21 protein-coding genes and 1 riboswitch are annotated in these 22,921 nt (G+C 73.6%); of the genes, 14 read left to right on the top strand and 7 right to left on the bottom strand.

Annotated elements, in window-relative coordinates; all coding sequences use genetic code 11:
* Positions 1–70: 70 nt before the first annotated feature.
* Entirely contained in the window at positions 71–1,531 is a 1,461-nt protein-coding gene (locus ACX9MN_RS01525) for a PepSY domain-containing protein (RefSeq protein ID WP_489723571.1), read from the bottom strand.
* Positions 1,525–3,708: a TonB-dependent receptor gene (locus ACX9MN_RS01530; RefSeq protein WP_489723572.1), complete on the bottom strand. Its 2,184-nt coding sequence runs from the start codon at positions 3,706–3,708 to the stop codon at positions 1,525–1,527. The genes ACX9MN_RS01525 and ACX9MN_RS01530 overlap by 7 nt, the downstream gene beginning before the upstream one ends.
* Positions 3,709–3,993: 285 nt before the next feature.
* Positions 3,994–4,186: riboswitch (cobalamin riboswitch) on the bottom strand.
* 137 nt (positions 4,187–4,323) lie between these two features.
* Here ACX9MN_RS01530 and ACX9MN_RS01535 point away from each other — a divergent pair.
* Together ACX9MN_RS01535 and ACX9MN_RS01540 are read left to right on the top strand one after the other, a co-directional pair.
* Positions 4,324–4,662 carry an NUDIX domain-containing protein gene (locus ACX9MN_RS01535; protein ID WP_489723573.1) on the top strand — a complete coding sequence of 113 codons (339 nt, stop codon included), beginning with the start codon at positions 4,324–4,326 and terminating at the stop codon, positions 4,660–4,662.
* 238 nt (positions 4,663–4,900) lie between these two features.
* Entirely contained in the window at positions 4,901–6,301 is a 1,401-nt protein-coding gene (locus tag ACX9MN_RS01540; protein WP_489723574.1) for an RluA family pseudouridine synthase, read from the top strand.
* Here ACX9MN_RS01540 and ACX9MN_RS01545 read toward each other — a convergent pair.
* The gene (locus ACX9MN_RS01545; RefSeq protein WP_489723575.1) at positions 6,268–6,981 is read right to left on the bottom strand and encodes an alpha/beta fold hydrolase; all 714 of its coding nucleotides are present in this window, start codon (positions 6,979–6,981) and stop codon (positions 6,268–6,270) included. The genes ACX9MN_RS01540 and ACX9MN_RS01545 overlap by 34 nt on opposite strands.
* 201 nt (positions 6,982–7,182) lie before the next feature.
* Here ACX9MN_RS01545 and ACX9MN_RS01550 point away from each other — a divergent pair, with 201 nt between their 5' ends.
* From ACX9MN_RS01550 to ACX9MN_RS01565, 4 genes are all read left to right on the top strand, one after another.
* A complete protein-coding gene (locus ACX9MN_RS01550; protein WP_020093661.1) occupies positions 7,183–7,563 on the top strand; it encodes a hypothetical protein in 381 nt (126 codons plus the stop codon).
* A gap of 82 nt (positions 7,564–7,645) precedes the next feature.
* Entirely contained in the window at positions 7,646–8,311 is a 666-nt protein-coding gene (locus ACX9MN_RS01555; RefSeq protein WP_020093660.1) for an HAD-IA family hydrolase, read from the top strand.
* Positions 8,312–8,357: 46 nt separating this feature from the next.
* Complete coding sequence (locus tag ACX9MN_RS01560; protein WP_489723576.1) at positions 8,358–9,149, top strand: ATP12 family chaperone protein; 792 nt, start codon at positions 8,358–8,360, stop codon at positions 9,147–9,149.
* 123 nt (positions 9,150–9,272) lie between these two features.
* Entirely contained in the window at positions 9,273–9,608 is a 336-nt protein-coding gene (locus tag ACX9MN_RS01565; protein WP_489723577.1) for a hypothetical protein, read from the top strand.
* Positions 9,609–9,620: 12 nt separating this feature from the next.
* Here ACX9MN_RS01565 and ACX9MN_RS01570 read toward each other — a convergent pair whose 3' ends face one another.
* The gene (locus tag ACX9MN_RS01570; protein WP_482959864.1) at positions 9,621–10,112 is read right to left on the bottom strand and encodes a glutathione peroxidase; all 492 of its coding nucleotides are present in this window, start codon (positions 10,110–10,112) and stop codon (positions 9,621–9,623) included.
* Between the two features lie 225 nt (positions 10,113–10,337).
* Between ACX9MN_RS01570 and ACX9MN_RS01575 the strand changes: the two genes are divergently transcribed.
* A complete protein-coding gene (locus ACX9MN_RS01575; protein ID WP_489723578.1) occupies positions 10,338–10,598 on the top strand; it encodes a DUF6894 family protein in 261 nt (86 codons plus the stop codon).
* A gap of 30 nt (positions 10,599–10,628) precedes the next feature.
* Here the strand turns inward: ACX9MN_RS01575 and ACX9MN_RS01580 are convergent, their stop codons facing one another.
* On the bottom strand, positions 10,629–11,162 hold the full coding sequence (locus ACX9MN_RS01580) for a hypothetical protein (RefSeq protein ID WP_042671766.1): 534 nt from the start codon (positions 11,160–11,162) through the stop codon (positions 10,629–10,631).
* A gap of 146 nt (positions 11,163–11,308) precedes the next feature.
* Here ACX9MN_RS01580 and ACX9MN_RS01585 point away from each other — a divergent pair, with 146 nt between their 5' ends.
* On the top strand, positions 11,309–12,697 hold the full coding sequence (locus ACX9MN_RS01585; RefSeq protein WP_489723579.1) for an aminotransferase: 1,389 nt from the start codon (positions 11,309–11,311) through the stop codon (positions 12,695–12,697).
* 63 nt (positions 12,698–12,760) lie between these two features.
* Here ACX9MN_RS01585 and ACX9MN_RS01590 read toward each other — a convergent pair whose 3' ends face one another.
* Positions 12,761–14,083 (bottom strand): HlyC/CorC family transporter, encoded by a 1,323-nt coding sequence (locus ACX9MN_RS01590; RefSeq protein ID WP_091681339.1) that lies wholly within the window; start codon positions 14,081–14,083, stop codon positions 12,761–12,763.
* A 60-nt stretch (positions 14,084–14,143) separates the two neighbouring features.
* On the bottom strand, positions 14,144–15,652 hold the full coding sequence (locus ACX9MN_RS01595; protein WP_489723580.1) for a hypothetical protein: 1,509 nt from the start codon (positions 15,650–15,652) through the stop codon (positions 14,144–14,146).
* Positions 15,653–15,953: 301 nt separating this feature from the next.
* Here ACX9MN_RS01595 and ACX9MN_RS01600 point away from each other — a divergent pair, with 301 nt between their 5' ends.
* The 6 genes from ACX9MN_RS01600 (at position 15,954) to ACX9MN_RS01625 (ending at position 22,788) form a co-directional block, all read left to right on the top strand.
* Positions 15,954–16,352 carry a DUF3775 domain-containing protein gene (locus ACX9MN_RS01600; RefSeq protein ID WP_056525497.1) on the top strand — a complete coding sequence of 133 codons (399 nt, stop codon included), beginning with the start codon at positions 15,954–15,956 and terminating at the stop codon, positions 16,350–16,352.
* Between the two features lie 23 nt (positions 16,353–16,375).
* Positions 16,376–17,665, top strand: a complete 1,290-nt coding sequence (locus ACX9MN_RS01605) for an App1 family protein phosphatidate phosphatase (protein ID WP_489723581.1) — start codon at positions 16,376–16,378, stop codon at positions 17,663–17,665.
* A gap of 123 nt (positions 17,666–17,788) precedes the next feature.
* On the top strand, positions 17,789–18,901 hold the full coding sequence (locus tag ACX9MN_RS01610) for an alpha/beta hydrolase (protein ID WP_489723582.1): 1,113 nt from the start codon (positions 17,789–17,791) through the stop codon (positions 18,899–18,901).
* Positions 18,902–19,050: 149 nt separating this feature from the next.
* Positions 19,051–19,308, top strand: a complete 258-nt coding sequence (locus ACX9MN_RS01615; RefSeq protein WP_020093648.1) for a hypothetical protein — start codon at positions 19,051–19,053, stop codon at positions 19,306–19,308.
* A 55-nt stretch (positions 19,309–19,363) separates the two neighbouring features.
* The gene (locus ACX9MN_RS01620) at positions 19,364–20,533 is read left to right on the top strand and encodes an MFS transporter (RefSeq protein WP_489723583.1); all 1,170 of its coding nucleotides are present in this window, start codon (positions 19,364–19,366) and stop codon (positions 20,531–20,533) included.
* A gap of 65 nt (positions 20,534–20,598) precedes the next feature.
* The gene (locus ACX9MN_RS01625; protein ID WP_489723584.1) at positions 20,599–22,788 is read left to right on the top strand and encodes a primosomal protein N'; all 2,190 of its coding nucleotides are present in this window, start codon (positions 20,599–20,601) and stop codon (positions 22,786–22,788) included.
* The last annotated feature ends 133 nt before the right edge of the window (positions 22,789–22,921 follow it).

Here is a 22,921-nt window from a genome sequence, read left to right on the forward strand (position 1 = left end):
CAGCACGACCGGATCGGAAGCCACCGCCGGGCCGATCTCGACCGCTCGACAGCACACGCTGAAACCGACCTCAGGCGGACAGCGTCCGACGCAGCCTGCGCCAGCCCGCCACGATCCCGGTGACCGCGATGCCCGCCGCCAGGAGATTCAGGACCCACTGGGCCGTATCGTGCAGGGGGCGGTTGCCGGTGAGCCCCGGCAGGTCGAGCCGGTGCGCGGCGTCGAACAGCCAGCGGTTGATCCGGCCCGAGCGGTCCAGGCGCTGGAGGATCGTGCCGTCCCGGGGATCGACGTGGAGCCACGTGGCGGCCGCGTCGCCGAAGCGCAGGCGCAGCACCGGAAGTGGCCGTGGGTCGGCCCCGTGGGGATACCAGTAGGCGTCGTAGGCGTATAGCGGGCGGATCGACCGGAGGGGACCGTCCGCGAAACCGTCTGCCGCGGCCGTCGCGATGCTGCGCGCGTCGAGGGCGGTCGCGCCGTCCGCTGCGACCGTCCGGAGGCCGTCCGCCGTCTCGGCGACGATCCACCAGCGTCCACCGATGGCGGCGAAGCGCAGGGTGCGCGTATCCGGCACGGCGCCATCGCGGAGCCGGTGCGGATCGAGGCCGAGCGCCGGCAAGGTTCCGGCATAGGCGGCGCGCAACGCTACCGGCGGGCTGGTCGCGCTGAACCAGCGGTTCGGGTTCATGGAGATCCAGCCGCTGACGATGAACGTGCTCAAGCCGAGGCCCCCCGCGAGGCCGAGCAGGTGGTGCCAGCGCGCCAGCCCGCGATAGGGCGTGACCGCCCCGGCCGCGTAGCGCCGCCGAAGGCGCAGGCGCCAGATCCCGATCGCGCCTCCACTCAGCGCGCCGAGGGCGGCGAAACCGGAGAGCCACAACAGGATCGTCCGCCACAGCTCCGGCCGGGCCCGCAGCGGCGTGAGGTAGATCCAGTGCGCCACCGAACCCACCCAGTTCCAGCCCCGCTCGAAGCGTGTCGTGTCGAGGGCGATCTCGCCGGTCACCGCAGACACGTAGAGCTCGGTCCCCGCGGCGTCGCCGAGGGCCACCTTCAGGAAGGGCCGGAGCGGGTCGTAGCGGGCCGTGACGGTCCACTGGTCGCGCGCGACCTGCTCGGCTTGCGCAGCCGGAGCACCACCGGCCGCGACACGCAGCGCGTCTGCGGGTGTCAGCAGGCCGAGCCGCGCGCCGGTCCGTGCCGAGACCGTCACCCGGGTGCCGTCGTGGCCGGCGATCCGGTAGACCGGCTCGTCGCCCCGCATCTCCAGGCCGAAGGCGGCCGGCACGCCGGCGAGCCCACCGACCCGCAGCGCCGCGTCCGGCGCGACCGCGACCTGATCCCAGGCGATCGGGGCGAGCCGCGACAGCCGCTCGGCCTCGGTGAGCGCCGGGAACGGCACGTAGAGCATCACCAGCCCGGAGCCGATCCACAGCGCGAAGAACAGCCCCGCGGCGATCCCGGCCCAGCGGTGGAACAGGAGCAGCCAGCGCCGTCCCGCCTTGCCGAGCCGGTGCGGTCGGCTCACCACGTCACCGTGTAGGCGACCTCGACCGAGCGCGGGCGCCCGAGCAGCCAGTTGGTCCCGACCCCGTTCACGGCGTTGCCCGAGATCGCGTAGACCTTGTCGAACAGGTTGTAGACCCGAACGGACAGGCGCGAGTCCGCCGTCACCTGATGGTCCAGGACCGCGTTGACGAGGTTGTAGGCGGGGCGCCGCGCGGTGTTGCCGAAGTCGCTGTAGACCTGCCCGACGTTCTGCAGCCCGACCCGCGCGGTCCAGTCGCGGGTGACGTCCCAGGTCAGCCAGAGGTTGGCCACGCGCTCGGGCACGTCGATCGGCTGGTTGCCGGCGTACGAGACGGTGGCGCCGTTCACCGTCTGGTCGAACCGGTCGTACTGCGCGTGGAGGAGCGCGAGGTTGCCGTCGAGCCGCCAGCCCGGCGCGAAGCGCCAGCCGAGCGCCAGCTCGAAGCCCTGCGAGGACTGGCTCCCCACCTGCGTGGACAGCGTCGGCTGGCCGGGGATCGCCGAGATCAGGTTGTCCTTGACGATCCGGTAGCCCGCGACGGTCCATTCGAGGGCGCCGTCGAAGGCCAGACCCTTGGCGCCGATCTCGACCTGATCGCCGGTCGCGAGCTTGAAGCCGGCCAGCGACTGCGACAGCGTGATCAGGCTGTTCACCGGGTCGGTGGCGAAGCTGTACTGGGCGTAGAGCGCGCTGTCCGGCGTCGGGTTGTAGACGAGGCCGAACCGGTAGCCGAGCGCCCGATAGGTCTTCTCGAACCGCGATCCCGTCTGCAGGTCCTCGCGGTTCAGCGTCGGCACGTCGAGGCGCACGCCGGTGAGGAACGAGAGCTTGTCCGACAGGATCACCCGGTCCTCGGCGAAGACCGAGGCCTGGCTCGTCTGCGTCGCGTAGGCCGGGCGCGCCCGGCCGTTCTGCGGGAACAGGCCCGGATCGTAGCCGGTGAGCGGCACGCTCGTGGTCTGGTCGAAGTAGAAGTTGTTGGTGTGGCGGAAGTCGATGTGATTCACGTCGAAGCCGGCCACGAACTGGTTCGGCAGCCCGAACAGGCTGCCCCGGAACGTCGCGTCGAGGCGGTCTCCGACCTGCTCCTGGCTGTGGTAGATCTCCAGGTAGTCGCCCCGGTCCACGAGCCCGGTGCCGCGGTTGTAGCTGTACTGCTCGACGTCGAGCCAGTGACGCCGGCTGGTCAGCCGGTAGGCGGTGTTGCGGATCGTGATGTCGGCCGAGGGGGACCACTCGGTCTTGAGCTGGGTCCAGTTGTCGGCCCAGGTGATCTTCGCGTCGCGGACGTTGTAGTTGTTGAACCGGATGAGATCCGGGATCCGTCCCTCGACCAGCGGGGTGCCCCAGTAGCGGGCGGGCTCCTGGTAGCCGAGATCGTGGCTCAGGGTGAAGGCGAGGTCGGCGCTCGGCCGGAACAGCAGGGCGGCGGAGACCGCGAGGTTGCGGAAATCGCCCTCCGGCCGCATCCAGCCGTCGGCGCGGTTGCCGCTGACGTTGAGGCGGTACGCGAAGGTGTCGCCGTACTCCGCCTGGCCCAGCGGGCCGCCGGAATCGAGGGCGAGCCGCGCGACCCCGTCGGTGCCGATCACCGCGCGGGCGGCGTTGATCGGCACGAAGACCGGCTTCTTGGGCACCACGTTGATGACGCCGCCGATGGCGCCGTCGCCGTAGAGCACCGAGGACGGCCCGCGCAGCACCTCGATCCGCTCGACGTTCCACGTGTCGAACGGGAAGGTCACGGTGTTGGCGCCGACGTAGAAGCGGGTGCCGTCGTAGAGCTGCTGGATCGAGTTCGGGCCGGCGAAGCCGCGGGACGTGAACGCGCCGTTGCCGTTGCCGGGCGCCGCGATGGTGGTGATGCCGGTCGCGTCCTGGGTCACGGCCTCGGCGATCGTGTCCTGGCCGCGCAGCCGCGCGGTCTCGCCCGACACGATGTCGAGGCTGGCGGGCGTCTCCAGCGGCGTCAGGCCGAGGCGGCTCGCGGTCCGGTCGGGCGTGCGCAGGTTGAGCCCGTTCGGCGGGAGGCGGCCTGGGTCGCCGCCCGCGCCCGCGACCGACAGCTCATCCAGCGTGACCGCCTCCTGTGCGGCGGCCGGACTGGCGAGGAGCGCGAGGAGAACGCCGCAGAGGGGGGCCCGCCCGCCGAGGCAGGAGCGATTGGTCGATGGAGACATGGGGAAAGTGGTCCGTGCACGGCGCGCGCCGGCCCCCGCGTCCTACAGGCATTGTAATAACATTACAATGCGCCCGCTGTCCGGTAGCCTCTGCCCGTGCGGGCGCGCGACGGCGTCCTGCGACAGGGCTCGAGGGAGTCGGGACAGCGGAGACGGGCATGGGGAACGGCGTCGCGGGCGCGCTTGCTGTGGCACGTCACCGCGAACGAGGCCTTGGCGGCCGCCTCCCCTCGGGACTTGCGTCGCCTCGACACCCGCCAGGACACCCCGCCCGGCGCGTTTCGCGTGTGACCACGGCTGACGGCAGGTCTCCTGGCTCGCGGGTCGCCGCCCTCGCACCGTCTTCCCGGGGTGACCCAGTGACGTGGTGGTGAAGGGCTCGCCGCTTACAGTTGCGGGGGCAGCCGCGGCTTCGGGGCGAACCCCTCACCGCGTTCCCTTTTGATCCCCGAGGGGAACCGTCGAACACAGCTTGGCCGTAGCGGGGGCGGGCGTCAACCGTGTGTCCGGTTGTTGCCGTGGATCGGCGCGCTGTGCGCCGGTCCGTTGCGGCCTCGCCGACGACGGGCTAGCCCCTGCGGGATGACGGTCTGGCGGCCCCCTGCGGAGATTCGCGTGAAGGCACTGGGTCTGCCCCGGCGCGGCAACAGCCTGCTCGTGGCCGAGGTCCGCACGGATGACGGGCGGCTGAAGGGCGTCCGGCCGCTCGGCGGCAGCATCGCGTTCGGCGAGCGGGTCGAGGACGCCCTGATCCGGGAGTTCCGGGAGGAGCTCGGCGTCACCGTCTCGGTGCTCGGCGGGCCCCGCGTCATGGAGAACATCTTCACGCACGAGGGGCAGGTCGGGCACGAGGTGCTGTTCCTGTTCCCCGTCGCCCTGCCGCCGGGGCGGTTCGACGGGCAGGAGCGCTTCGTGTTCCACGAGGATTCCGGCACCGCCTGCGTGGCGCGGTAGTGCGATCTGGACGGGCTCGACGTGCCGGGCGGTCCCGACCTCTTCCCCGCCGGCCTGAAGGACCGCCTCCGCGACGCGTGGCGCGCGGAGCCCTGACGGACCGGGCCGGCCCACCGCCTTTGCCGCTCGGCGCGGGCGATGCTACAGCCGGGCAATCCCATCGGTCCGGACGTCCGCGACGCCGCGGCCCATGCGCCCGGACGCTCCGTCCGACGCGGAGACGGGTGCCGGCGGAAGCATGACGATACGACCTCCCAGAAGCGGCGGGCCGACGGGGCGCAAGCCTCAGGCCGGCAAGTCCAGCGCCAGCAAGTTCAGGGGCGGCAAGGCCCAGGCCGACGGCCGCGCCCGCACGGGCCCGCGCACCAGCGCCCGCGACGCCGCCGAGCGCGCGGCCCGCAACCGCGGCGAGGATGCCGGCACCCGCGATCCCTGGGGCGCGCAGGCCGCTGCGGCCCCGGCGCCGGCCCGGCCGCCGAAGCCGCGCCGCGACGCCGCCGCACCGCGCGACGCCGCGGCGGGCAAGCCCGCCGGCCGGCCGCCGGCCAAGCGCTCGGCGGCCCCCTCCCCGGCCCTCGCCTCTGCCCCCGCGCCCGGTCCGACCCGGCGCGAGCAGCGCGCCGCCGCCTCCGCGACCCTCGCCTCCGGCGTGCAGACCCTGACCGTCGAGCCGGACGAGGCCGGGATGCGGATCGACCGCTTCCTCACCGCCCGCTTCCCGCTCCTGCCCTTCACCCGCGTGCAGACCATCGTCCGCAAGGGCGAGTTGCGGGTCGACGGCAAGCGCGCCAAGCCGAACGACCGGCTGGAGCCGGGCATGAGCGTGCGCGTGCCGCCGCTGCGCCTCGACCAGTCCACCGAGCGGCCGCGCAGCGCCGCCCGCGAGCAGGACGACGCCGCCTTCATCCGGTCGCTGATCCTCTACGAGGATGCCGACATGATGATCCTCAACAAGCCCTTCGGCCTCGCGGTCCAGGGCGGTTCGGGGACGGTCCGACACGTGGACGGCCTGCTCGCCGCCCTCACGGGTCCGGACGGCCAGAAGCCGCGCCTCGTCCACCGGCTGGACAAGGACACGGCCGGGTGCCTGATCATCGCCAAGACCCGGCTCGCCGCCGCGACGCTGGCCAAGAGCTTCCGGTCCCGGGCGGCGCGGAAGATCTACTGGGCGCTCACCGCGGGCGTGCCGCGGGTCCGGCAGGGACGCGTCTCGACCTACCTCGCCAAGGAGGAGCCCACCGACGCCGACGCGCGGATGCGGGTCGCCAAGCACGGCGACGAGGGCGCGAGCCACGCGCTGACCTACTACGCGATGGTCGATCAGGCGGCCCAGAAGCTGTCCTGGCTGTCGTTCAAGCCGGTCACCGGCCGCACGCACCAGCTGCGCGCCCACGCGGCCCATATCGGCCACCCGATCGTGGGCGACCCGAAATACTTCTCCGTCGAGAACTGGGAGCTGCCGGGCGGCATCCAGAACCGCCTCCACCTGCTCGCCCGGCGGATCGTCATCCCGCACCCGCGGACCGGCAAGCCGGTCGACGTGAGCGCGCCGCTCCCGCCCCACATGGCGCAGAGCTGGAATCTCCTGGGCTTCGACGCCGCCCGCTACGACCCGATCGTCGAGGCTCCGGAGGCCTGAGCCCGCAGCCAGGGCACGATCGCGTCCGCCAGCGCGTCCGGGGCCTCGAGCGGCAGCATGTGGCCCGACCCGTCGATCACCCTCAGCGTCGCGCCCGGGATGCCGTCGCGGAGCTCCCGCGCCTCGTCGAGGCTGCGCAGGGCATCCTGGGCCGCCGCCACGACCAGGGTCGGGCAGCCGATCGCGCCGAGGCGGTCGCCATCGGATTCGCGCGCCTGCCCGGCCTGGCGCAGGAAGACCTCTCCGCCGAGGCGGTCGCCCATCTGCCGGATCCGGCTCAGGAGGGCGCCGTCGCCGGTGCGGTCCGGGTGCACCGACTGGAGGATCGCCGACCGGCTGAGGCCCCGGTAGCCCTGCTGGCGGATATGGGCGACGGCGGCCGCCTTCCGGCGCGCCTGGGCCGGCGTGTCGGCCCGCGACGAGGTGGCGACGAGGACCAGCGCCTCCACCCGGTCCGGCACGAGCCGGGCGACCGCGCGGGCGACGTAGCCGCCCATGGAGAAGCCCACGAGCCCGAAGCGCGGCGGCGCCTCCGCGGCGACGCGGCGCGCCATGTCGGCGATCGCGGCGTCCCGCGCGAGGTCGCCGTGCGTGATCGGACCCACCTCGGCGAGGCGCGCGACCACGTCCGACCAGAGGTCGGCATCGGTCATGAAGCCGGGCAGCAGCACGAGGTTCATCGCCGGATCACCCTTCCCGTCCCCCAGATAACCGTCACGCGAGCGCCCGTCAGCGCCGCGGCATCTCCGGTGAAAGTCGGGTGCGGTCCGGGCGTCCCGCGCGGCGCATGCCTTGGCAACCGGCCGCGCCGCCTCATATGCTGCCCCGCGCCCCGCCGATCCGCCGCGGGGCCTGTTCCCGGCGGTTCGAGACCCTGACACATGAAGCTCGCGATGCTGGCCTGCCTCGCCGCCCTGTGCCTCACCGGGCCGATCGCGCATGCCGCGCCGGGCGAGACGACCAGGGCGGCGCCGACGGCGAACGGCACCCACCCCCCCGAGACGGCGACCCCGCATCCGGCCCCGGCGCCCGCCCCGGGCGCGGCGCCCGCGCAGGCCGCCCCGCGCACCGCCAACAGTGCCCGCGCGGAGCGCCGGCGGCGCTCCTACGCGGCCTGCAACCGCGCCTCGCATCAGCGCGGGTTGCGCGGCGGCAAGCGCCGGCGCTTCCTGATCCGGTGCCGGCTCGGCTACGAGCGGACCCGGATCCCCGGCGGCCAGCCCGCCGCGGCCGCGCCAGCCCAGCCGGGCCGCAAGCCGTGACGGGGACCCGCCTCCTTTCACCCGCGCCGGCGGGGCGGCTCGCGGCGCGACTTCCGGCGCGACTTCCGGCGCGTCGGTCGCGATGAGGCTCGTCGTCTTCGACGTCGACGGCACCCTCGTCGACAGCCAGCACCTGATCGTGGCGGCCCAGGAGGTGGCGTTCGCGGAGAACGGCCTGCCGGCGCCCGGGCGGCGGGAGGCCCTGTCGGTGGTCGGCCTGTCGCTGCCGCAGGCCTTCCGGCGCCTCGTCGGCGAGGACGGCCCGGTCGCGGAACTCTCGGAAAGCTACAAGCAGGCCTACAACCGCCTGCGGCTCGACCCCGCCCACGAGGAGCCCCTGTTCCCCGGCATGGCCGACCTGCTGACCCGGCTGCACGGGCGCTCCGACGTGCTGATCGGCCTCGCCACCGGGAAGTCGCGGCGCGGTGTCGACCGGCTGATCGCGCATTACGGCTGGGCGGACTGGTTCGCCACGACCCAGAGCGCCGACGACGCGCCGTCGAAGCCGGATCCGACCATGCTGCAGCAGGCGATCCGCGAGGCCGGCTGCGAGCCCGAGGCCACCGTGATGGTCGGCGACACCACCTTCGACATCGCCATGGGCGTGGCGGCCGGTGCGACGGCCGTCGGGGTCGCCTGGGGCTACCATCCGCCGGACGCGCTCTACGGGGCCGGGGCCGTGACGGTGGTCCCGAGTGCCGCCGCGCTGGAGGCGCTGCTCCTCGAGGGGCTCGCGACCGGCTCCTGATCGCGGGAGGCTCGCGCGCGGGGCCGGAAGCGCCTATCTCGCCTCCATGAGCGATCAGACGACAGACTGGCTCGGGCAACCGAGCGACGGTGACAGGCCCGACCCGGTCCGGGCCGCCCGCGGCCACGCCAAGCCGGCCCTGCCCCACCGCTTCTACAAGGAAGCCGGCTTCTCCGAGGATGACGACGGGTTCCGGCTGACCCTGGACGGACGTCCGGCCAACACGCCGGCCCGCAACCCGCTGCGTCTCCCCAGCCGGACCCTGGCCGAGCGCGTCGCGGCGGAGTGGCAGGCCCAGGACACGGCGATCGACCCCGCGCGGATGCCCCTGACCCGGCTGGCCAACACGGCGATCGACGGCGTCACGCCCCGCCTCGCCGAGGTCGCGGCGGATCTCTGCGCCTACGCGGGCACCGATCTCGTGGCCTACCGCGCCGGGGATCCGGAGCGCCTCGTGGCGGCCCAGGCGGAGGCCTGGGATCCGATCCTCGACTGGGCACGGGACGCGTTCGGTGCGCGGGTGATCCTGAGCGAGGGCGTCATGCACGTCGCGCAGCCGGCCGACACGATCCAGGCGCTCTCCGCGGCGGTGAACGCGGTGACCGACCCGTTCCGGCTGGCGGGCCTGCACACCCTGACGACGCTGACCGGCTCCCTGCTGATCGCCCTGGCGGTTCTCGAGGGCCGGCTGACACCGGCCGAGGCTTGGGCCGCGGCCCACGTGGACGAGACCTATCAGGCCGCCGTCTGGGGGCGCGACGCCGAGGCGGAGGCCCGCCTCGAGGCGCGCCGGACGGAGTTCGAGGCGGCCGCCGCGTTCGTCGCGGCCGGCGGCTGAGCCCGGGCCGCGGTCCGGCGCGGTCGCGCAGATGCAATTGCGCAACAATCCCGCATTCGCGGCGCCCGCCGCGCGTCGGCGGCTGACAAAGCGCGAACACTGTTTTAGGGTTCGACGCACATTGTGTTCGAGTCGACGATGCGTTGCGATCAGCCTGTCCGTTGCAGTTTTGAAGGCGAACTGGCCAATCTGATCGCGTCGAAACAGTCTTACCGGGATCTCGACGGGCGCTACGCGCTGTTCGACGCCCTCTCGGACCTCGAGCGCCGAGCACAGGGCGCCGGAGCGCCCGATCTCACCTTGCGCAAGATTGCTGAGATCCGGTTCCTGGCGGGGATCCTGCGCGAGTCGGTGCGCCCGTTCCCGATCGCGCCCCTGCGGACGGTGCTGCGCGTGCGCGAACGGATCGACGCGCGCCGCGCGGTCTCCGCCGAGGCCGCGGATCTCGACGCGGTCTGACGCGGGCGCGGCTCAGGCGGGCTCGGCCAGGGCAGCCTGGATCTTAGCCTCCAGGGCCGCGGGCTTTGTCCCTGGGGCGAACCGGGCGATGACCCGGCCGTCGCGTCCGACCAGGAACTTGGTGAAGTTCCACTTCACTGCTCGCGTGCCGAACAGCCCGGCGCGGGCCCGGGTGAGATGGGCGTAGAGCGGGTCGGCGCCCGACCCGTTCACCGCGACCTTGGCGAGCACCGGGAAGCTCACGTCGTAGCGCAGCGCGCAGAAACTCGCGATCTCGGCGGCGTCGCCCGGCTCCTGCGCGCCGAACTGATTGCAGGGAAAGCCCAGGATCGTCAGGCCCGCGTCCCGGTGCCGGCGCCAGAGCGCCTCGAGCCCCTCGTATTGCGGGGTGAAGCCGCAGCGGGAGGCCGTGTTCACGATGAGCAGCACCTGACCGCGGTGCTGCGCGAGCGGGTACGGCGTTCCGTCGGCCGCGGAGACGCTGAAATCGTGAACGGTCGTCATGGCCGATCACTCGGGCAAACCGGCCGGATCCGCAAGGCTCGCGCGTCGCGACATCGCGTCGGCGCCGCGACGCGGTCCCGAGATCCCGGCCGCGACTCTAACCCCGTATATGGCCGAGCCCGCGCGCGTTGGGTAACGGGTCCGTCAATCGCGGCGACGGGACTCGGCACGGCCGCGAGTGAGGGGTACCCGCATCCCCCGCCTGGACCCGACCAGGACGTGTGGATGCCGCGCTATCACTTCAATATCCACGACGTATCCACGATCCTGGACAGCGCGGGAACGGACCTGCCGGACTGGCAATCCGCCCGGCTCGAAGCCGTCCGGCGCGCCGGCGACATCCTGAAGCAGGACGCCCAGCGCATCGCCCTCGGCGAGGATTGGCGGATCGAGGTGACGGACCAGACGGGGCTGATCCTGTTTCAGATGACGTTCCTGGTGGTCGAAGCCCCGGTCATGCGGCGGCATTCCGGCACCGAGCGCTGAGCCGGCCCCGGGTCCAGCCGGTCGCCCGGTTCAGGCCGGCACTTTCCGGACGTCGAAGCTCGGGCCCTGGGGCGTCATCCGGTCGGTGGTGACGATGCGCTCGTCGGCGCCGACGATCCCGAGGCTGACGTCGCGGTCCGGCAGGATGACGGTGGTGCTCTTGTTGACGTGGACCAGCACGTGCCGGCGCAGGGGCACCGAGGCCACGGCCCAGCGCCTGAGCTGCCCGTAATAGGGCTCGCGCCGCCACGCGTTCGCCTGTCCGGGATCGACCTGCACGTTCATGTTGCGGGTGAGCGGATCGAGGCTCAGCACCATCTTGGCGCGGTCCGGCTTCCATTCCGGGCCGAGCCATCCCTCCGTCATCCAGAGGCAGTGGAAGGCCCGGCAATGGTCCGGGCGGGTGGCGTGGATGGCGCAGCCCTGGCCGGCCTTCGTATGGCGGCACCACTGGCCCGCGACGCTCTCGACCGCGGGCACGTCGTAGACCTTGCAGCACAGCGTGCAGGCGCCGCAGGCGCGGCCGGGAGCGGGTTGGGCGACGTAGGCTTCCGGGTTGAGCATCGGTCGGGCGCGGCGAGGGGCGGTGCTGGAGTAGCGCTGGCGGCATGCGTCCGGCAACGGCCGGACGCGGATCCTCCGGGCTACCTGACGGGGCATCGGGTCGGTAGTGTGGCGGCGGTCACCCGCGCACGAGGACCTTGCGAACCATGCTCTCGAACCTCGCGACCCGCGACGTCGAAACCCTCCTCCATCCCTACACCAACCTGTCGACGCACCGACAGACCGGCCCGCTGGTGCTGGAACGGGGCGAGGGCGTGCATGTCTACGACACCGAGGGACGCTCCTACATCGAGGGCATGTCCGGCCTGTGGTGCACGGCGCTGGGCTACTCCAACGCGGAGCTCGTGGAGGCGGCCCGGGCGCAGATGGCGCGCATGCCCTTCACGCACCTGTTCTCCGGCCGCAGCCACGATCCGGGCATCGAGCTCGCCGAGACGCTGAAGGAGCTGATGCCGGTCCCGACCTCGAAGATCTTCTTCACCTCCTCGGGGTCGGAGGCCAATGACACGCAGGTCAAGCTGACTTGGTACTACAACAACGCCATGGGGCGGCCGCAGAAGAAGAAGATCATCGCCCGCCAGAAGGGCTACCACGGCATCACGGTCGCGAGCGCCTCGATGACCGGGCTCGCCGCGAACCACGCCGACTGGGACCTGCCGCTGCCGGGCTTCCTGCACGTCTCGCCCGCGCACCACTACCGGGGCGCCGAGCCGGGCGAGACCGAGGAGGCCTACTCGGCGCGCCTCGCCGCCGAGCTGGAGGAGACGATCCTGCGCGAGGGGCCGGAGACGGTCGCGGCCTTCATCGCCGAGCCGGTGATGGGCGCGGGCGGCGCGATCGTGCCGCCGCGGGGGTACTTCCCGGCGATCCAGGCGGTGCTGGCTAAGTACGACGTCCGCTTCATCGCCGACGAGGTGATCTGCGGCTTCGGCCGGCTCGGCACGTGGTTCGGCAGCGAGGCGCTGGGGGCCCGGCCCGATTCGATCTCCTTCGCCAAGGCCCTGACCTCGGCCTACATGCCGCTCGGCGGCGTGAGCATCGACGAACCGCTCTACGAGGCGCTGATCGGCCAGAGCGAGAAGATCGGCACCTTCGGCCACGGCACCACCTATTCCGGGCACCCGGTGGCCGCCGCGGTGGCCCTGAAGGCGATCGAGATCTACCGCCGCGACCGGGTGATCGAGGGCGCGGCCGAGAAGGCGCCGCAGTTCCAGCGCCGTCTGTCGGCGCTCGCCGGGCACGACATCGTGGGCGAGGCCGGCGGCCTCGGGCTGATCGGCGGCCTGGAGATCGTCGCCGACAAGGCCAGCAAGCGGCAGTACGACCCGAAGAAGGGCGTGGCCGCCCGCTGCGTCGCCTTCGCGCAGGGCGAGGGGCTGATCGTGCGGGCGCTCGCCGGGGACCGCGTCGCCGTCTGCCCGCCGCTGATCATCGCGCCGGACGAGATCGACGCCCTGTTCGACCGGCTCGGACGGGCCCTGGACCGGACCCGCGACTGGATCCGCGCCGAGGGGCTGGAGGCGATGCCGGGCTGAGGACCGCCCCGCGCGCGTCGCGGCGCGGGCGCGGACCCCGGCCGCGGCGGTCGCCTGCCGCCGTCACACCGCGTCGCGCGGCGCGTCCGGCAGCGCGGCCGCCTGGAGCCCCGCCGCGGTCAGCGGCGTGATGCGGAGCGTGGTGATCCGGTTCTTGGCCTTCCGCAGCACCTGGAAGCGGAAGCCGTGGAAGTTGAAGGCGGTGCCCTGGTCCGGGATGGTCCGCGCCTCGTGGATGACGAGGCCGGCGATGGTGGTCGCCTCCTCGTCGGGCAGGTCCCAGTCCATGGCCCGGTTCAGGTCGCGGATCGGCACGCCGCCGTCCACGTTCACCGACCCGTCCCCCTGCGGGCGCACGCCCGAGACGGTGACGTCGTGCTCGTCGGCGATGTCGCCGACGATCTCCTCCAGGATGTCCTCCAGGGTGACGAGCCCCATCACCTCGCCGTACTCGTCGACCACGAGGGCGAAGTGGGTCTTCTTGGTCAGGAAGGCCTTGAGCTGGGCGCGCAGCGACGTCGTGCCCGGCACGAACCACGTCTCCAGGGCCAGCGCCTCGACCTTGAGGCCGGAGGCGTCGCCGCCCGCGGCGTCGAGCGCCCGCAGCAGGTCCTTGGCGTGGAGGACGCCGACGATGTTCTCGGGCGTGCCGCGCCACAGCGGCATGCGGGTGTAGGGCGAGGCCAGCACCGCCCGGACGATGTCCTCGGAGGGCTGGTCGGCGTCGATCGCCCGCATCTTCGTGCGGTGGACCATCACGTCGGAGACCGACAGGTCCGACAGGTCGAGGAGGCCGCCCAGCATGTCGCGCTCGGCCTTGGCGACGCCGCCCTCCCGGTGCATCAGCGCCACCTGCCCGCGCAGCTCCTCGGCGGCGGTGAGGATCGACTGGTGCTCGCCGATGGTGACGCCGAACGGTTTCAGCATCACCCGCACGACGTGCTCGATGGCGATGGCCAGCGGGCCCATCAGCGCCACCGCGAAGGCCACCGGGCGGGCGGTGAGCAGGGCGGCCTTGTCGGGTTTGGAGATCGCCAGCGTCTTCGGCAGCACCTCGGCGAAGACGATGACCAGCACCGACATGCCGACCGTCGCGTAGATGACGCCGCTCTTGCCGAACAGCGCCGTGAGCACGCTGGTGGTGAAGGCCGAGGCGCCGATCGCCACGATGTTGTAGCCGATCAGCATCGCGCCGATGAAGCGCTCGCGGATCGCCAGGATGCGGTTGACGATCGCGGCGCGCGGGTCGCCCGCCTGCTCCAGGGCGTGCATTCGGGCTCGCGAGGCGGCCGTGAAGGCCGTCTCCGCGCCCGCGAAGAAGGCCGAGAGCAGCAGCGAGATCGCCACGATGCTCGCGGCGAACCACAGGTCGATATGGGTTTCCATCGGGTCCGTCAGGCACGCCTCGCGCGGCTTGTCGGCCGCCCATATAGCGCCTCCTGCGACTTATTGCGCGCCGATCGGGCGCACCGTCCACGTCCCCCAGTAGACGGGCCGCCCGTAGAGGCTCGACGCGTCGCGCCCGGAGGCGGTCGGGGCGAGCCGGTCGAGCCAGGTCAGGAAGCCCGCCTTGTTCGGGTAGATCGCCGGCGTGTCGAGGTTGCCCTCCGCGTCGGTCATCCAGAAATGCGCGCTCCGGTCGTACCGGCCGCTGCCGTCGCCCCCCGAGCGCAGCCCGAGATAGGCGGCGGAGCGGCCCGCCTCCACCGGATCGGCGTAGAGCTTGAGGGCGCCGATCCCGTCGAGGTTCATGTCGGCCGTGTATTGCAGGCAGATATCCGCCACCGGACCGCCCGGGGCGTTGGCGGGCCGCTGGCACGTGTAGGAGACCGCCCAGCGCGGCATGCCCTTGGCGCGGGCCACCCGCACGAGGGTCCCGGGCGGCAGCGGCCCGGCGAGCTTGCGCGCCGTCGACCAGACCTTCGGCCCCGACAGGTCCTGCGCGGTGCGCAGGAACAGCCCGGTGCGGCGCTTCTCGGGGGCGAGGCCGCAATCCTCTGGCAGCACGTCGGTGTAGACGTAGTGATAGGTGCGGTCGACGACGCTGATCGAGCCGGCGAGTCCGTGGGTCTCGAAGGCCGGCGCCGTGCAGGCCGACGTGACCGGCTTGCCCGCCTCGTCGACCACCGCGGCGGGGACGGGCGGGTCGGCGCGCCGGCCGCGGCCGGCGCCCGCCTCGAACGGCGTCCAGGCCAGCCCGTAGCCGTCGGCGGTGCGGGTCCGGATCTCGAAGGTCTGGAAGTCGAGGGTGCGCGCCTCGATCTGGACGCGGCGCCGGACGTCGGCCGGGCCCGTCGCCGGCGCGTCCGGTTCCGCCCGCCGGCGCCGACGCCGGCCGCGGCGCTCGGGCTCGGCCGCGTCGCCGCCGGTGACGCCCACGCGCTCCTGCCCGAGCAAGAAGACGTAGCTGTAGGCCTCGCCGGCCCAGGTCCGGCCCGTCACGGCGATGGGGTCGCGCGGGCCGATGCCCTCCGCGGACGGCGTCGGCTCGGACCAGCCGCGCGTCCGCGCGCGCTCCTCCGGCAGGTCGACCCAGAACCGGTCTGCCGAGGGCGGCAGCGTCGTGACCAGGGCCTCGAAGGTGCGGCCGGTGCGCAGGGCGCCGCCGTCGCGGCTGTCGGTGGCGCGCCGCTCCGGGCACGGCTCGTCCCGGCGGGACGCCACCGGTGTCTGGCCCTGGAACACGGCCTGGAGCGGGCCGGGCGCCTCGGAGCGGGCGAGCCGCAGGATCTGCACGCCGCGCACGAAGGCGCAGGGCGCCGGCGCGATGAGGACGCCCTCGGCCTCCGAGCCCTCGCGGCAGATCTCCAGCGCGCCGCCCCCGGTCAGGAAGCAGCTCGGGGCGCTGCCCTCGTAGCCCGCGGGCCGGGCCTCGGCGGGGCGGGTCCCGATCAGCGCGGATCCGGCCAGCGCCGAGAGCGCCGCGAGGGCCGCGAGGTGCATGCCGGAGCGCATGCCGGAGCGCCGGCCCGAACGCCGGGACGAGCGCCGGGACGCGGCGTCGCGTGCGGGGGGAATGACGGTATCGGCAGGCGATGTCGTGGCAGTCTTTGTAGAAATCACGTCTATCGCCGATGTCGATCCGGATGTCGGAACAGTCTCGCAGCCTCTAACTCACGGTCGCTGAGCCGGAAAGTGGCGCGGACCACGCAAGCCCCCTTCGATGGGGACGGGGGCGAACCCGGCGCCCGCTCGCCCGTTGTCGCGGCTTGAGGGCCCCGCTGGCCCGACCCTTTCAGCGCCCGGAGATCAGCGCATGGACATCGCCGTCGAAACCGTCACCGACATCGTCATGCGGCTGCGCGCCATCGAGGTGAAGGAGGGCAACACCGACCCGGATTCGGGTTCGAACCCGATCGACGACGGCGCCACCGACGTCCTGGTCTCCGGCACCGACGACGCCACCGAGTCCGAGGTCCGCGGCCTGATCGCCGGGCTCGACGACGATTCCCGTGCCGAGCTGCTCGCCCTCCTCTACGTCGGGCGCGGCGACATGGAGCCGGAGGAGTGGAGCGAGGCTGTCCGCTTCGCCCGCGAGCGCGAGGCCGCCGGCGAGGGCGCCGCGCGGGAACTGCTGGGCTCTCCCGACGCCGGCGACCTCCTTGAGGAAGGCCTCGACGCGATGGGGCTCAGTCCCGAACTGCCGCAGGCCTGAGCGCCCGGACGGGGCCGGTCGCCATGGCCTCGCGCGCGCGCAGGGGCGCCACGAAGGCACTGCGGGTCCTCACGCGGCCGGTCCGCCGCGCGCAAGGCCATGGCGGCAAGGGCCGCGGCGGGCTCGTGGTCGAGCCCTACCGCGGCTACGGGTCACGGGACGAGGTGTTCCTGATCGGCCGGGTCTTCCGGCAGTCGCCGGGGATACCCGGCGAGGATCCCGAATCCCTGCGGGCGCAGTGGCGCGACCTGCGCCGCCGCATCGCCAGGCGGACGATCGCCGGCGCGGCCGTCACCGCCCGGTTCGGCGACGATGCCGTCCGGGTCGAGACCGACCGGGACGGCTATTTCCGCGTGCACCTGCACCCGCGCTCGCCTCCGGCCGAGACGGGTGACTGGCACGCGGTCGAACTCCGCCTCGAGGCCGATCCGCCGATCCCCGCCGAGGGCGCGGTGTTCATCCCGCCCGACCGCTGCCGCTGCGTCGTGGTCAGCGACATCGACGACACGGTCATGCGCACCGGCGTCGCCAACAAGCTCAAGATGCTCTGGCGCCTGTTCGTGGAGGATGCCGAGAGCCGCGTCGCCTTCCCGGGCGTCGCCGCCCTCTACCGCGCCCTCCACGCGGGCGCCGGCGGCGACGAGGGCAACCCGATGCTCTACGTGTCCCGCGCGCCCTGGGGTCTCTACGAGATGCTGTCGGAGTTCTTCCAGCGCCACGGCATCCCGGCGGGGCCGGTGCTGTTCCTGCGGGAATGGGGCCTCTCCTGGACCCACCCGCTGCCGCGCCGGGCCACCGACCACAAGCACGCGCTGATCCGGCACATGCTCGCTCTCTACCGCGACCTGCCCTTCGTGCTGATCGGCGACAGCGGCCAGCACGACCCGGAGGTCTACGCGCAGATCGTCGAGGAGAATCCCGGGCGGGTGCTGGCGGTCTACATCCGCAACGTGTCCCGCGGCTCCGCGCGGGTGGAGGAGATCGTCCGGCTCGCCGGCGCCGTCGCCCGGGCCGGATCGAGCCTCGTGCTCGCCGCCGACAGCGTCGCCATGGCCGAGCACGCGGCCGCCATCGGACTGATCGCCCCCGGGGCGGTGGCCGGTGTCGCCGACGAGCACGCGGCGGCGGCCGAGACCGGGCCGCGTCGGGAGACCGCCCGGATCACGCCGGAGCCGTCGGGCGTCGCCGGCGCGGCCGAGGACCCGATCGGGCCGGAGGCGATCGCCGAGGCCCTCGCCGGCGACGGCGCCGTGCCGGCGACCCTGGTGGTCGAGCCGGAGACGCCGGCCGCGCTCCCGCGGCTCGGTGCGTGACTGCGCGGCCGCGATCGTCACCCGGGCGGCTGTCGCGGGCCGCCCGCTCCGATAGGTATCGGCCGAGCGCGGCCGGCACCCGCCGAGACGGGTGCGGAACGGGCTGCCGCGGGAGGAATCGAGATGCGCCTGAGCCTGTCCGCGCTGCTGATGATCGCCTGCGGCACCCAGGCCGCCTTCGGGCAGGCCGCGCCCGCGGAGCGGGCCGTGCCGCGCTTCGCCCAGCTGGAGGCCGAGATGGGCGCGGCCAACGCCGCCCCGGGGCCGCGGACGGTGCCGGCCAAGGTCGTGCCGGTCCCCGACACGACGAGCCCGCAATTCCGCACCGCGGTGGCGGCGCCCTACCGGGTGCCGGCCTGGAACGCGAACCCGCCGGACGCCGCGGCCTGGAAGGCGCTGGTCGACAAGCTCGCTGCCGTCGGAGCCGCCACCCTGCCGGCGCTCCGCGAGAAGCTGGGCGTCACCAGCGAGGCTGCGGTGATCGGCGGCGTGAAGGCCTTCGTGATCCAGCCCCGGCAGATCCCCGAGGCCAACCGCGACCGGCTCCTCCTGCACATCCACGGGGGCGGCTACGTCTACAATCCCGGCGAGGCCGGAACGCTGGAGGCGATCCTGATGGCCGGCCTCGGCGGCTACAAGATCATCTCGGTGGATTACCGCATGCCGCCGGACGCGCCCTACCCGGCCGCCATGGACGACGCGACCGCCGTGTGGCGGGCCATGCTGTCCATGCAGAAGCCGCGGAACATGGCGGTGTTCGGCACCTCAACGGGCGGCGGCATGACGCTGGCGCTGATGCTCCGCGCCAAGGCCGAGGGGCTGGCGCTGCCCGCGGCGATCGGTCTCGGAACGCCCTGGTCGGACATGACCGAGACCGGTGACAGCTACCGGACCAACGAGTGGCTCGACAACGTGCTCGTCAGCTATTCCGGCTACCTGACGCCGGCCGCCAAGCTCTACGCCGCCGGCCGCGACCTGAAGGACCCGCAGCTCTCGCCGATCTACGGCGACTTCGCCGGCCTCCCGCCCGCGATCCTGGTCACCGGCACCCGCGACCTGTTCCTGTCGAACACCGTGCGCACGCACCGGAAGCTGCGCGCCGCCGGGATCGAAGCGTCGCTGCAGGTGTTCGAGGGCATGTCCCACGCCCAGTACCTGTTCACGCCGGACGCGCCCGAAACCAGGGAAGTCTTCGGAGAAATGGCGCGCTTCTTCGACGATCATCTGGGTCGCTGAGGCGCGGCGGCGCGGGCTCGCGCGGAGCTCGTGCTCACGAGATGGTGCAATGCAGCATCTCGGTGGAGAGGGTTCACATCCGGGCCGCGATGCCTAGGTTCGGCCCCTCGCAGCCGGTCCACGCTCCTCGAGCCTCCTGGAGGCCATCCGTGCAAACCTACACCCTCGCCATCGCCGACGGCGTCCTGTTCGCCTGCCTGCCCGACGAGGCCGACATCTCGGCCGCGATCACCGACGCGACCGCGACCAATTACGGGTTCGGCCTCAGCCTCGACATCGTCCGCGGGGCGACCCTGACCGACGCGGCCCGTCCCGAGGACGAGGTCGTGTGGCAGGAAGGGCCGGACAGCGAGCTGCTCGACGCGCAGGGGCGGCGCTACCGCTACGCCGTCCGCCGACCCTGCTGACGAAAGCCCGGCGCGGACCTGACACCGGGACGCGCGCCGGTGCTACGCTCCGCCGATGGAGCGGCAGGCGACAGGGGCGGGACGGTGGGGCGGGCTCGCCCGATTCCTCGTCCTCTACGCGGCGCTGTACGGCGCCTACGGGGTGCTGTCGCCGGTCCTGCCGGGCTTCCTCGCCGCGCGCGGCCTGACGCCCGGCGAGATCGGCCTCCTCCTCGCCGCCGCGGGCGCCCTGCGTCTCGCGGTCGGTCCCCTGGCCGGCGCCTTCGCCGACCGCCACCGGGCCGGCCGATCCGTCCTGGCGGCGAGCCTCGCGCTGGCCGGGCTCAGCGCCCTGGCGCACCTGCCCGGCGCCGGGCTGGCGCAGCTGATCGGGCCGGCGCTCCTCTACGCGGCGGGCACCGCGGCCCCGGCGCCCCTCGCCGACGCGCTGGCCCTGGCCGCCGCGCGCGGCGGCGCGGCGTTCCAGTACGGCTGGGTCCGCGGCGCGGGCTCGGCCGCGTTCATCGTCGGCACCGCCGCGGCCGGCTGGCTGATCGGCCTCCACGGCCTCGCCGCCGCCCTCGTGGCGAGCGGCGGCCTGTTCCTGGCCGCCGGCGCGGCCGCCCTGGCCCTGCCCGCCGCTCCTCCGTGCGGCGCGGCCGAGGCCGGGGCGCGGTGGCGGGGCTTCGCCACCCTGGTGGCCCTGCCGCGCTTCCGCCGCACGGTGCTGGTCGCCGCCCTGGTGATCGGCGCGCACGCGATGCACGACGGCTTCGCCATGATCCTGTGGCGGTCCGCCGGGATCGCGGCGACCACCGCCGGCCTGCTCTGGTCGGTCTCGGTGGCCGCGGAGGTCCTGGTCTTCCTGCTGGTCGGCCCGCCCCTACTGGCGCGGATCGGCCCGGCGACCGGCGTCGCGGTGGCGGCCTGCGCGGGGGGCCTGCGCTGGGCGGTGCTGGCATCCACGACCGCGCTTCCCTGGCTCGCCGCCGCCGAGTCCCTGCACGGGCTGAGCTTCGCCCTCCTGCACCTCGCCTGCCTGGGGCTCATCGAGGCGTCGACGCCGGCCGATCTCCGGACGACCGCGCTGGCGCTCTACGGGACGCTGGGCCTCGGCCTGTCGGGGGTGGCGGCGACCCTGGCCTCCGGGGTGCTCTACGGGGCGTTCGGCGCTTCGGCCTTCTGGGCCATGGCGGCGCTGAGCCTCGCGGCCCTGCCGCTCGTGCCGGCTCTGCGGGATCGCTGAAGCGGCGGGTTCTTTTCCCGCGCCTATGGTACGGACCCGGAACGGACCCGCCCGAAAAGCCCCGCATGCCCGCCGTCGCCGAGATCCTGATCCCGCTCGCCCTCGATACGCCCTACAGCTACGTGGCGCCGGCCGGGCTCGACCTCGCCCCGGGGGACGTGGTGCAGGTGCCCCTCGGCCCGCGCGAGATCGTCGGGGTGGTCTGGGGCGTCGCCGAGACGCCCGGCGGCTCGAACCTGCGGCCCGTGACCGGCCGCCTGCCCTACCCGCCCCTGTCGGAGCCGCTGCGCAGCCTCGTCGACTGGATCGCCCGCTATACGCTGGCGCCGAAGGGCTCGGCGCTCGCCATGGTCCTGCGGCTGCCCGACGAGGCGGCCGCCGGCGAGACCGCCCGCGTCGCCGTGCGCCTCACCGACAAGCCCCCGTCCCGGCCGACCCCGGCCCGCACCAAGGTGCTCGCCGCGGCGGCCGACGGCGCCCTGCGCGGCAAGAGCGCGCTCGCCAAGGAGGCCGGCGTCTCGCTCTCGGTGGTCGACGGGCTGATCGACGACGACGTCCTTGAGACCGTCGCGGTCGAGCCGGAGCCGGTCGCGCCGCGGCCCGACCCGGACTTCCCGCGGGCGCCGCTCTCGCCCGCCCAGGCCGAGGCGGTGGCGGCCCTCGTCGCCCCCTTCCCGTGGGACCGGCCGCAGCCGCGGGAATCCGACGATCTCCGCCCGGTCCTGCTGGAGGGCGTCACCGGCTCGGGCAAGACCGAGGTCTATTTCGAGGCGGTGGCCGCCTGCGTCCGGGCCGGGCGGCAGGCGCTGATCCTGATGCCCGAGATCGCCCTGACGGCGCAGTTCCTCGACCGGTTCGCCGCCCGGTTCGGGGTCCGGCCGGCGGCGTGGCATTCCGGGATCGGCGGCAAGCGGCGCGAGCGCCTGCGCGCCGCCGTGGCCGAGGGCGAGGCGCTCGTGGTGGTCGGCGCGCGCTCCGCCCTGTTCCTGCCCTTCGCGCGGCTCGGCCTGATCGTGGTCGATGAGGAGCACGAGACCGCCTACAAGCAGGAGGACGGCGTCCATTACCACGCCCGCGACATGGCGGTGGTGCGCGGGCGCCTCGAGGGCTGCCCGGTCGTCCTGACCTCGGCGACGCCCGCGATCGAGACCCGCGTCAACGCCGCGCGGGGGCGCTACCGGCACGTCCTGCTCCCCGAGCGCTTCGGCGGCCGGCGCCTGCCCGACATCGCCGCGATCGATATGCGCCTCGACCAGCCCGAGCGCGGCCGCTTCCTCAGCCCGCCGCTGGTCAACGCGGTGAAGAGCACCCTGGAGCGCGGCGAGCAGGCGCTGCTGTTCCTCAACCGCCGGGGCTACGCGCCGCTGACCCTCTGCCGCGCCTGCGGCCACCGCTACCAGTGCAAGAACTGCTCGACCTGGCTCGTGGAGCACCGGTTCCGTCGGGCACTGGTCTGCCACCAGTGCGGCTACGCGGAGCGCCGGCCGGAGGCCTGCACCGAGTGCGGGACCTTCGACAACCTCACCGCCTGCGGGCCCGGCGTCGAGCGGATCGCCGAGGAGGCGGCCGAGATGTTCCCGGACCGGCGCATCGTCGTCCTGTCGAGCGACTTCCCCGGCGGCGCCGAGCGTCTGCGCCAGGAACTCGAGGCGGTGGCGGCCGGCGCGTGCGACGTCGTGATCGGCACGCAACTCGTGGCCAAGGGCCACAACTTCCCGTTCCTGACGCTGGTCGGCGTCCTCGACGCCGATATCGGCCTGACCTCGGGCGACCCGCGGGCGGCGGAGCGCACCTTCCAGTTGCTCCAGCAGGTCACCGGGCGCGCCGGACGCGGCGAGAAGCCCGGGCGCGCCCTGGTCCAGACCTACCAGCCGGACCACCCGGTGATCGCGGCGCTCCTCTCGGGCGACGCCGAGCGCTTCTACGCGGAGGAGATCCAGGCCCGCGAGGCGGCCGGCCTGCCGCCGTTCGGGCGGCTCGCGGCCCTGATCGTCTCGGCGAGCGAGCGCGAGGTCGCGGAGGCGCACGGGCAGGCGCTCGCCCGCGCCGCCGAGCCGCCGGAGGGCGTGATGGTCCTGGGCCCCGCCGAGGCGCCCCTCGCCCTGGTGCGCGGCCGCTACCGGTTCCGGCTGCTCGTGAAGACCGAGCGCAACGTCGATCTCCAGGCCTACCTGCGCGCCTGGATCGCCCGGGGCCCGAAGGTGCGGGGCAACGTCCGGGTCGCCATCGATGTCGACCCGCAGAGCTTTTTGTAGGAGACTTCGCGGGCCTCCCGGTCTCGTGAACGCCGGTTCGCCGTCGAGAGGCACGTCAGAGCGAGGGTCCGGGGCCATACCGGTTCGTCCCGCGATCGGGTATGGCTCAGGTCACGGGCGGCGGACCCTGGTC

The sequence above is a fragment of the Methylobacterium sp. 1A genome (assembly GCF_058072805.1).

Excerpts from the sequence above, each read along its gene's own strand:
- ACX9MN_RS01560 (WP_489723576.1), top strand. The coding sequence starts at position 8,358 with ATGAGCGATCAGACGACAGACTGGCTCGGGCAACCGAGCGACGGTGAC.
- ACX9MN_RS01620 (WP_489723583.1), top strand. The coding sequence starts at position 19,364 with ATGGAGCGGCAGGCGACAGGGGCGGGACGGTGGGGCGGGCTCGCCCGA.
- ACX9MN_RS01575 (WP_489723578.1), top strand. The coding sequence starts at position 10,338 with ATGCCGCGCTATCACTTCAATATCCACGACGTATCCACGATCCTGGAC.
- ACX9MN_RS01600 (WP_056525497.1), top strand. The coding sequence starts at position 15,954 with ATGGACATCGCCGTCGAAACCGTCACCGACATCGTCATGCGGCTGCGC.
- ACX9MN_RS01585 (WP_489723579.1), top strand. The coding sequence starts at position 11,309 with ATGCTCTCGAACCTCGCGACCCGCGACGTCGAAACCCTCCTCCATCCC.
- ACX9MN_RS01530 (WP_489723572.1), bottom strand. The coding sequence starts at position 3,708 with ATGTCTCCATCGACCAATCGCTCCTGCCTCGGCGGGCGGGCCCCCCTC.
- ACX9MN_RS01605 (WP_489723581.1), top strand. The coding sequence starts at position 16,376 with ATGGCCTCGCGCGCGCGCAGGGGCGCCACGAAGGCACTGCGGGTCCTC.
- ACX9MN_RS01595 (WP_489723580.1), bottom strand. The coding sequence starts at position 15,652 with ATGCGCTCCGGCATGCACCTCGCGGCCCTCGCGGCGCTCTCGGCGCTG.
- ACX9MN_RS01545 (WP_489723575.1), bottom strand. The coding sequence starts at position 6,981 with ATGAACCTCGTGCTGCTGCCCGGCTTCATGACCGATGCCGACCTCTGG.
- ACX9MN_RS01580 (WP_042671766.1), bottom strand. The coding sequence starts at position 11,162 with ATGCTCAACCCGGAAGCCTACGTCGCCCAACCCGCTCCCGGCCGCGCC.
- ACX9MN_RS01540 (WP_489723574.1), top strand. The coding sequence starts at position 4,901 with ATGACGATACGACCTCCCAGAAGCGGCGGGCCGACGGGGCGCAAGCCT.
- ACX9MN_RS01590 (WP_091681339.1), bottom strand. The coding sequence starts at position 14,083 with ATGGAAACCCATATCGACCTGTGGTTCGCCGCGAGCATCGTGGCGATC.
- ACX9MN_RS01625 (WP_489723584.1), top strand. The coding sequence starts at position 20,599 with ATGCCCGCCGTCGCCGAGATCCTGATCCCGCTCGCCCTCGATACGCCC.
- ACX9MN_RS01570 (WP_482959864.1), bottom strand. The coding sequence starts at position 10,112 with ATGACGACCGTTCACGATTTCAGCGTCTCCGCGGCCGACGGAACGCCG.
- ACX9MN_RS01550 (WP_020093661.1), top strand. The coding sequence starts at position 7,183 with ATGAAGCTCGCGATGCTGGCCTGCCTCGCCGCCCTGTGCCTCACCGGG.
- ACX9MN_RS01610 (WP_489723582.1), top strand. The coding sequence starts at position 17,789 with ATGCGCCTGAGCCTGTCCGCGCTGCTGATGATCGCCTGCGGCACCCAG.
- ACX9MN_RS01555 (WP_020093660.1), top strand. The coding sequence starts at position 7,646 with ATGAGGCTCGTCGTCTTCGACGTCGACGGCACCCTCGTCGACAGCCAG.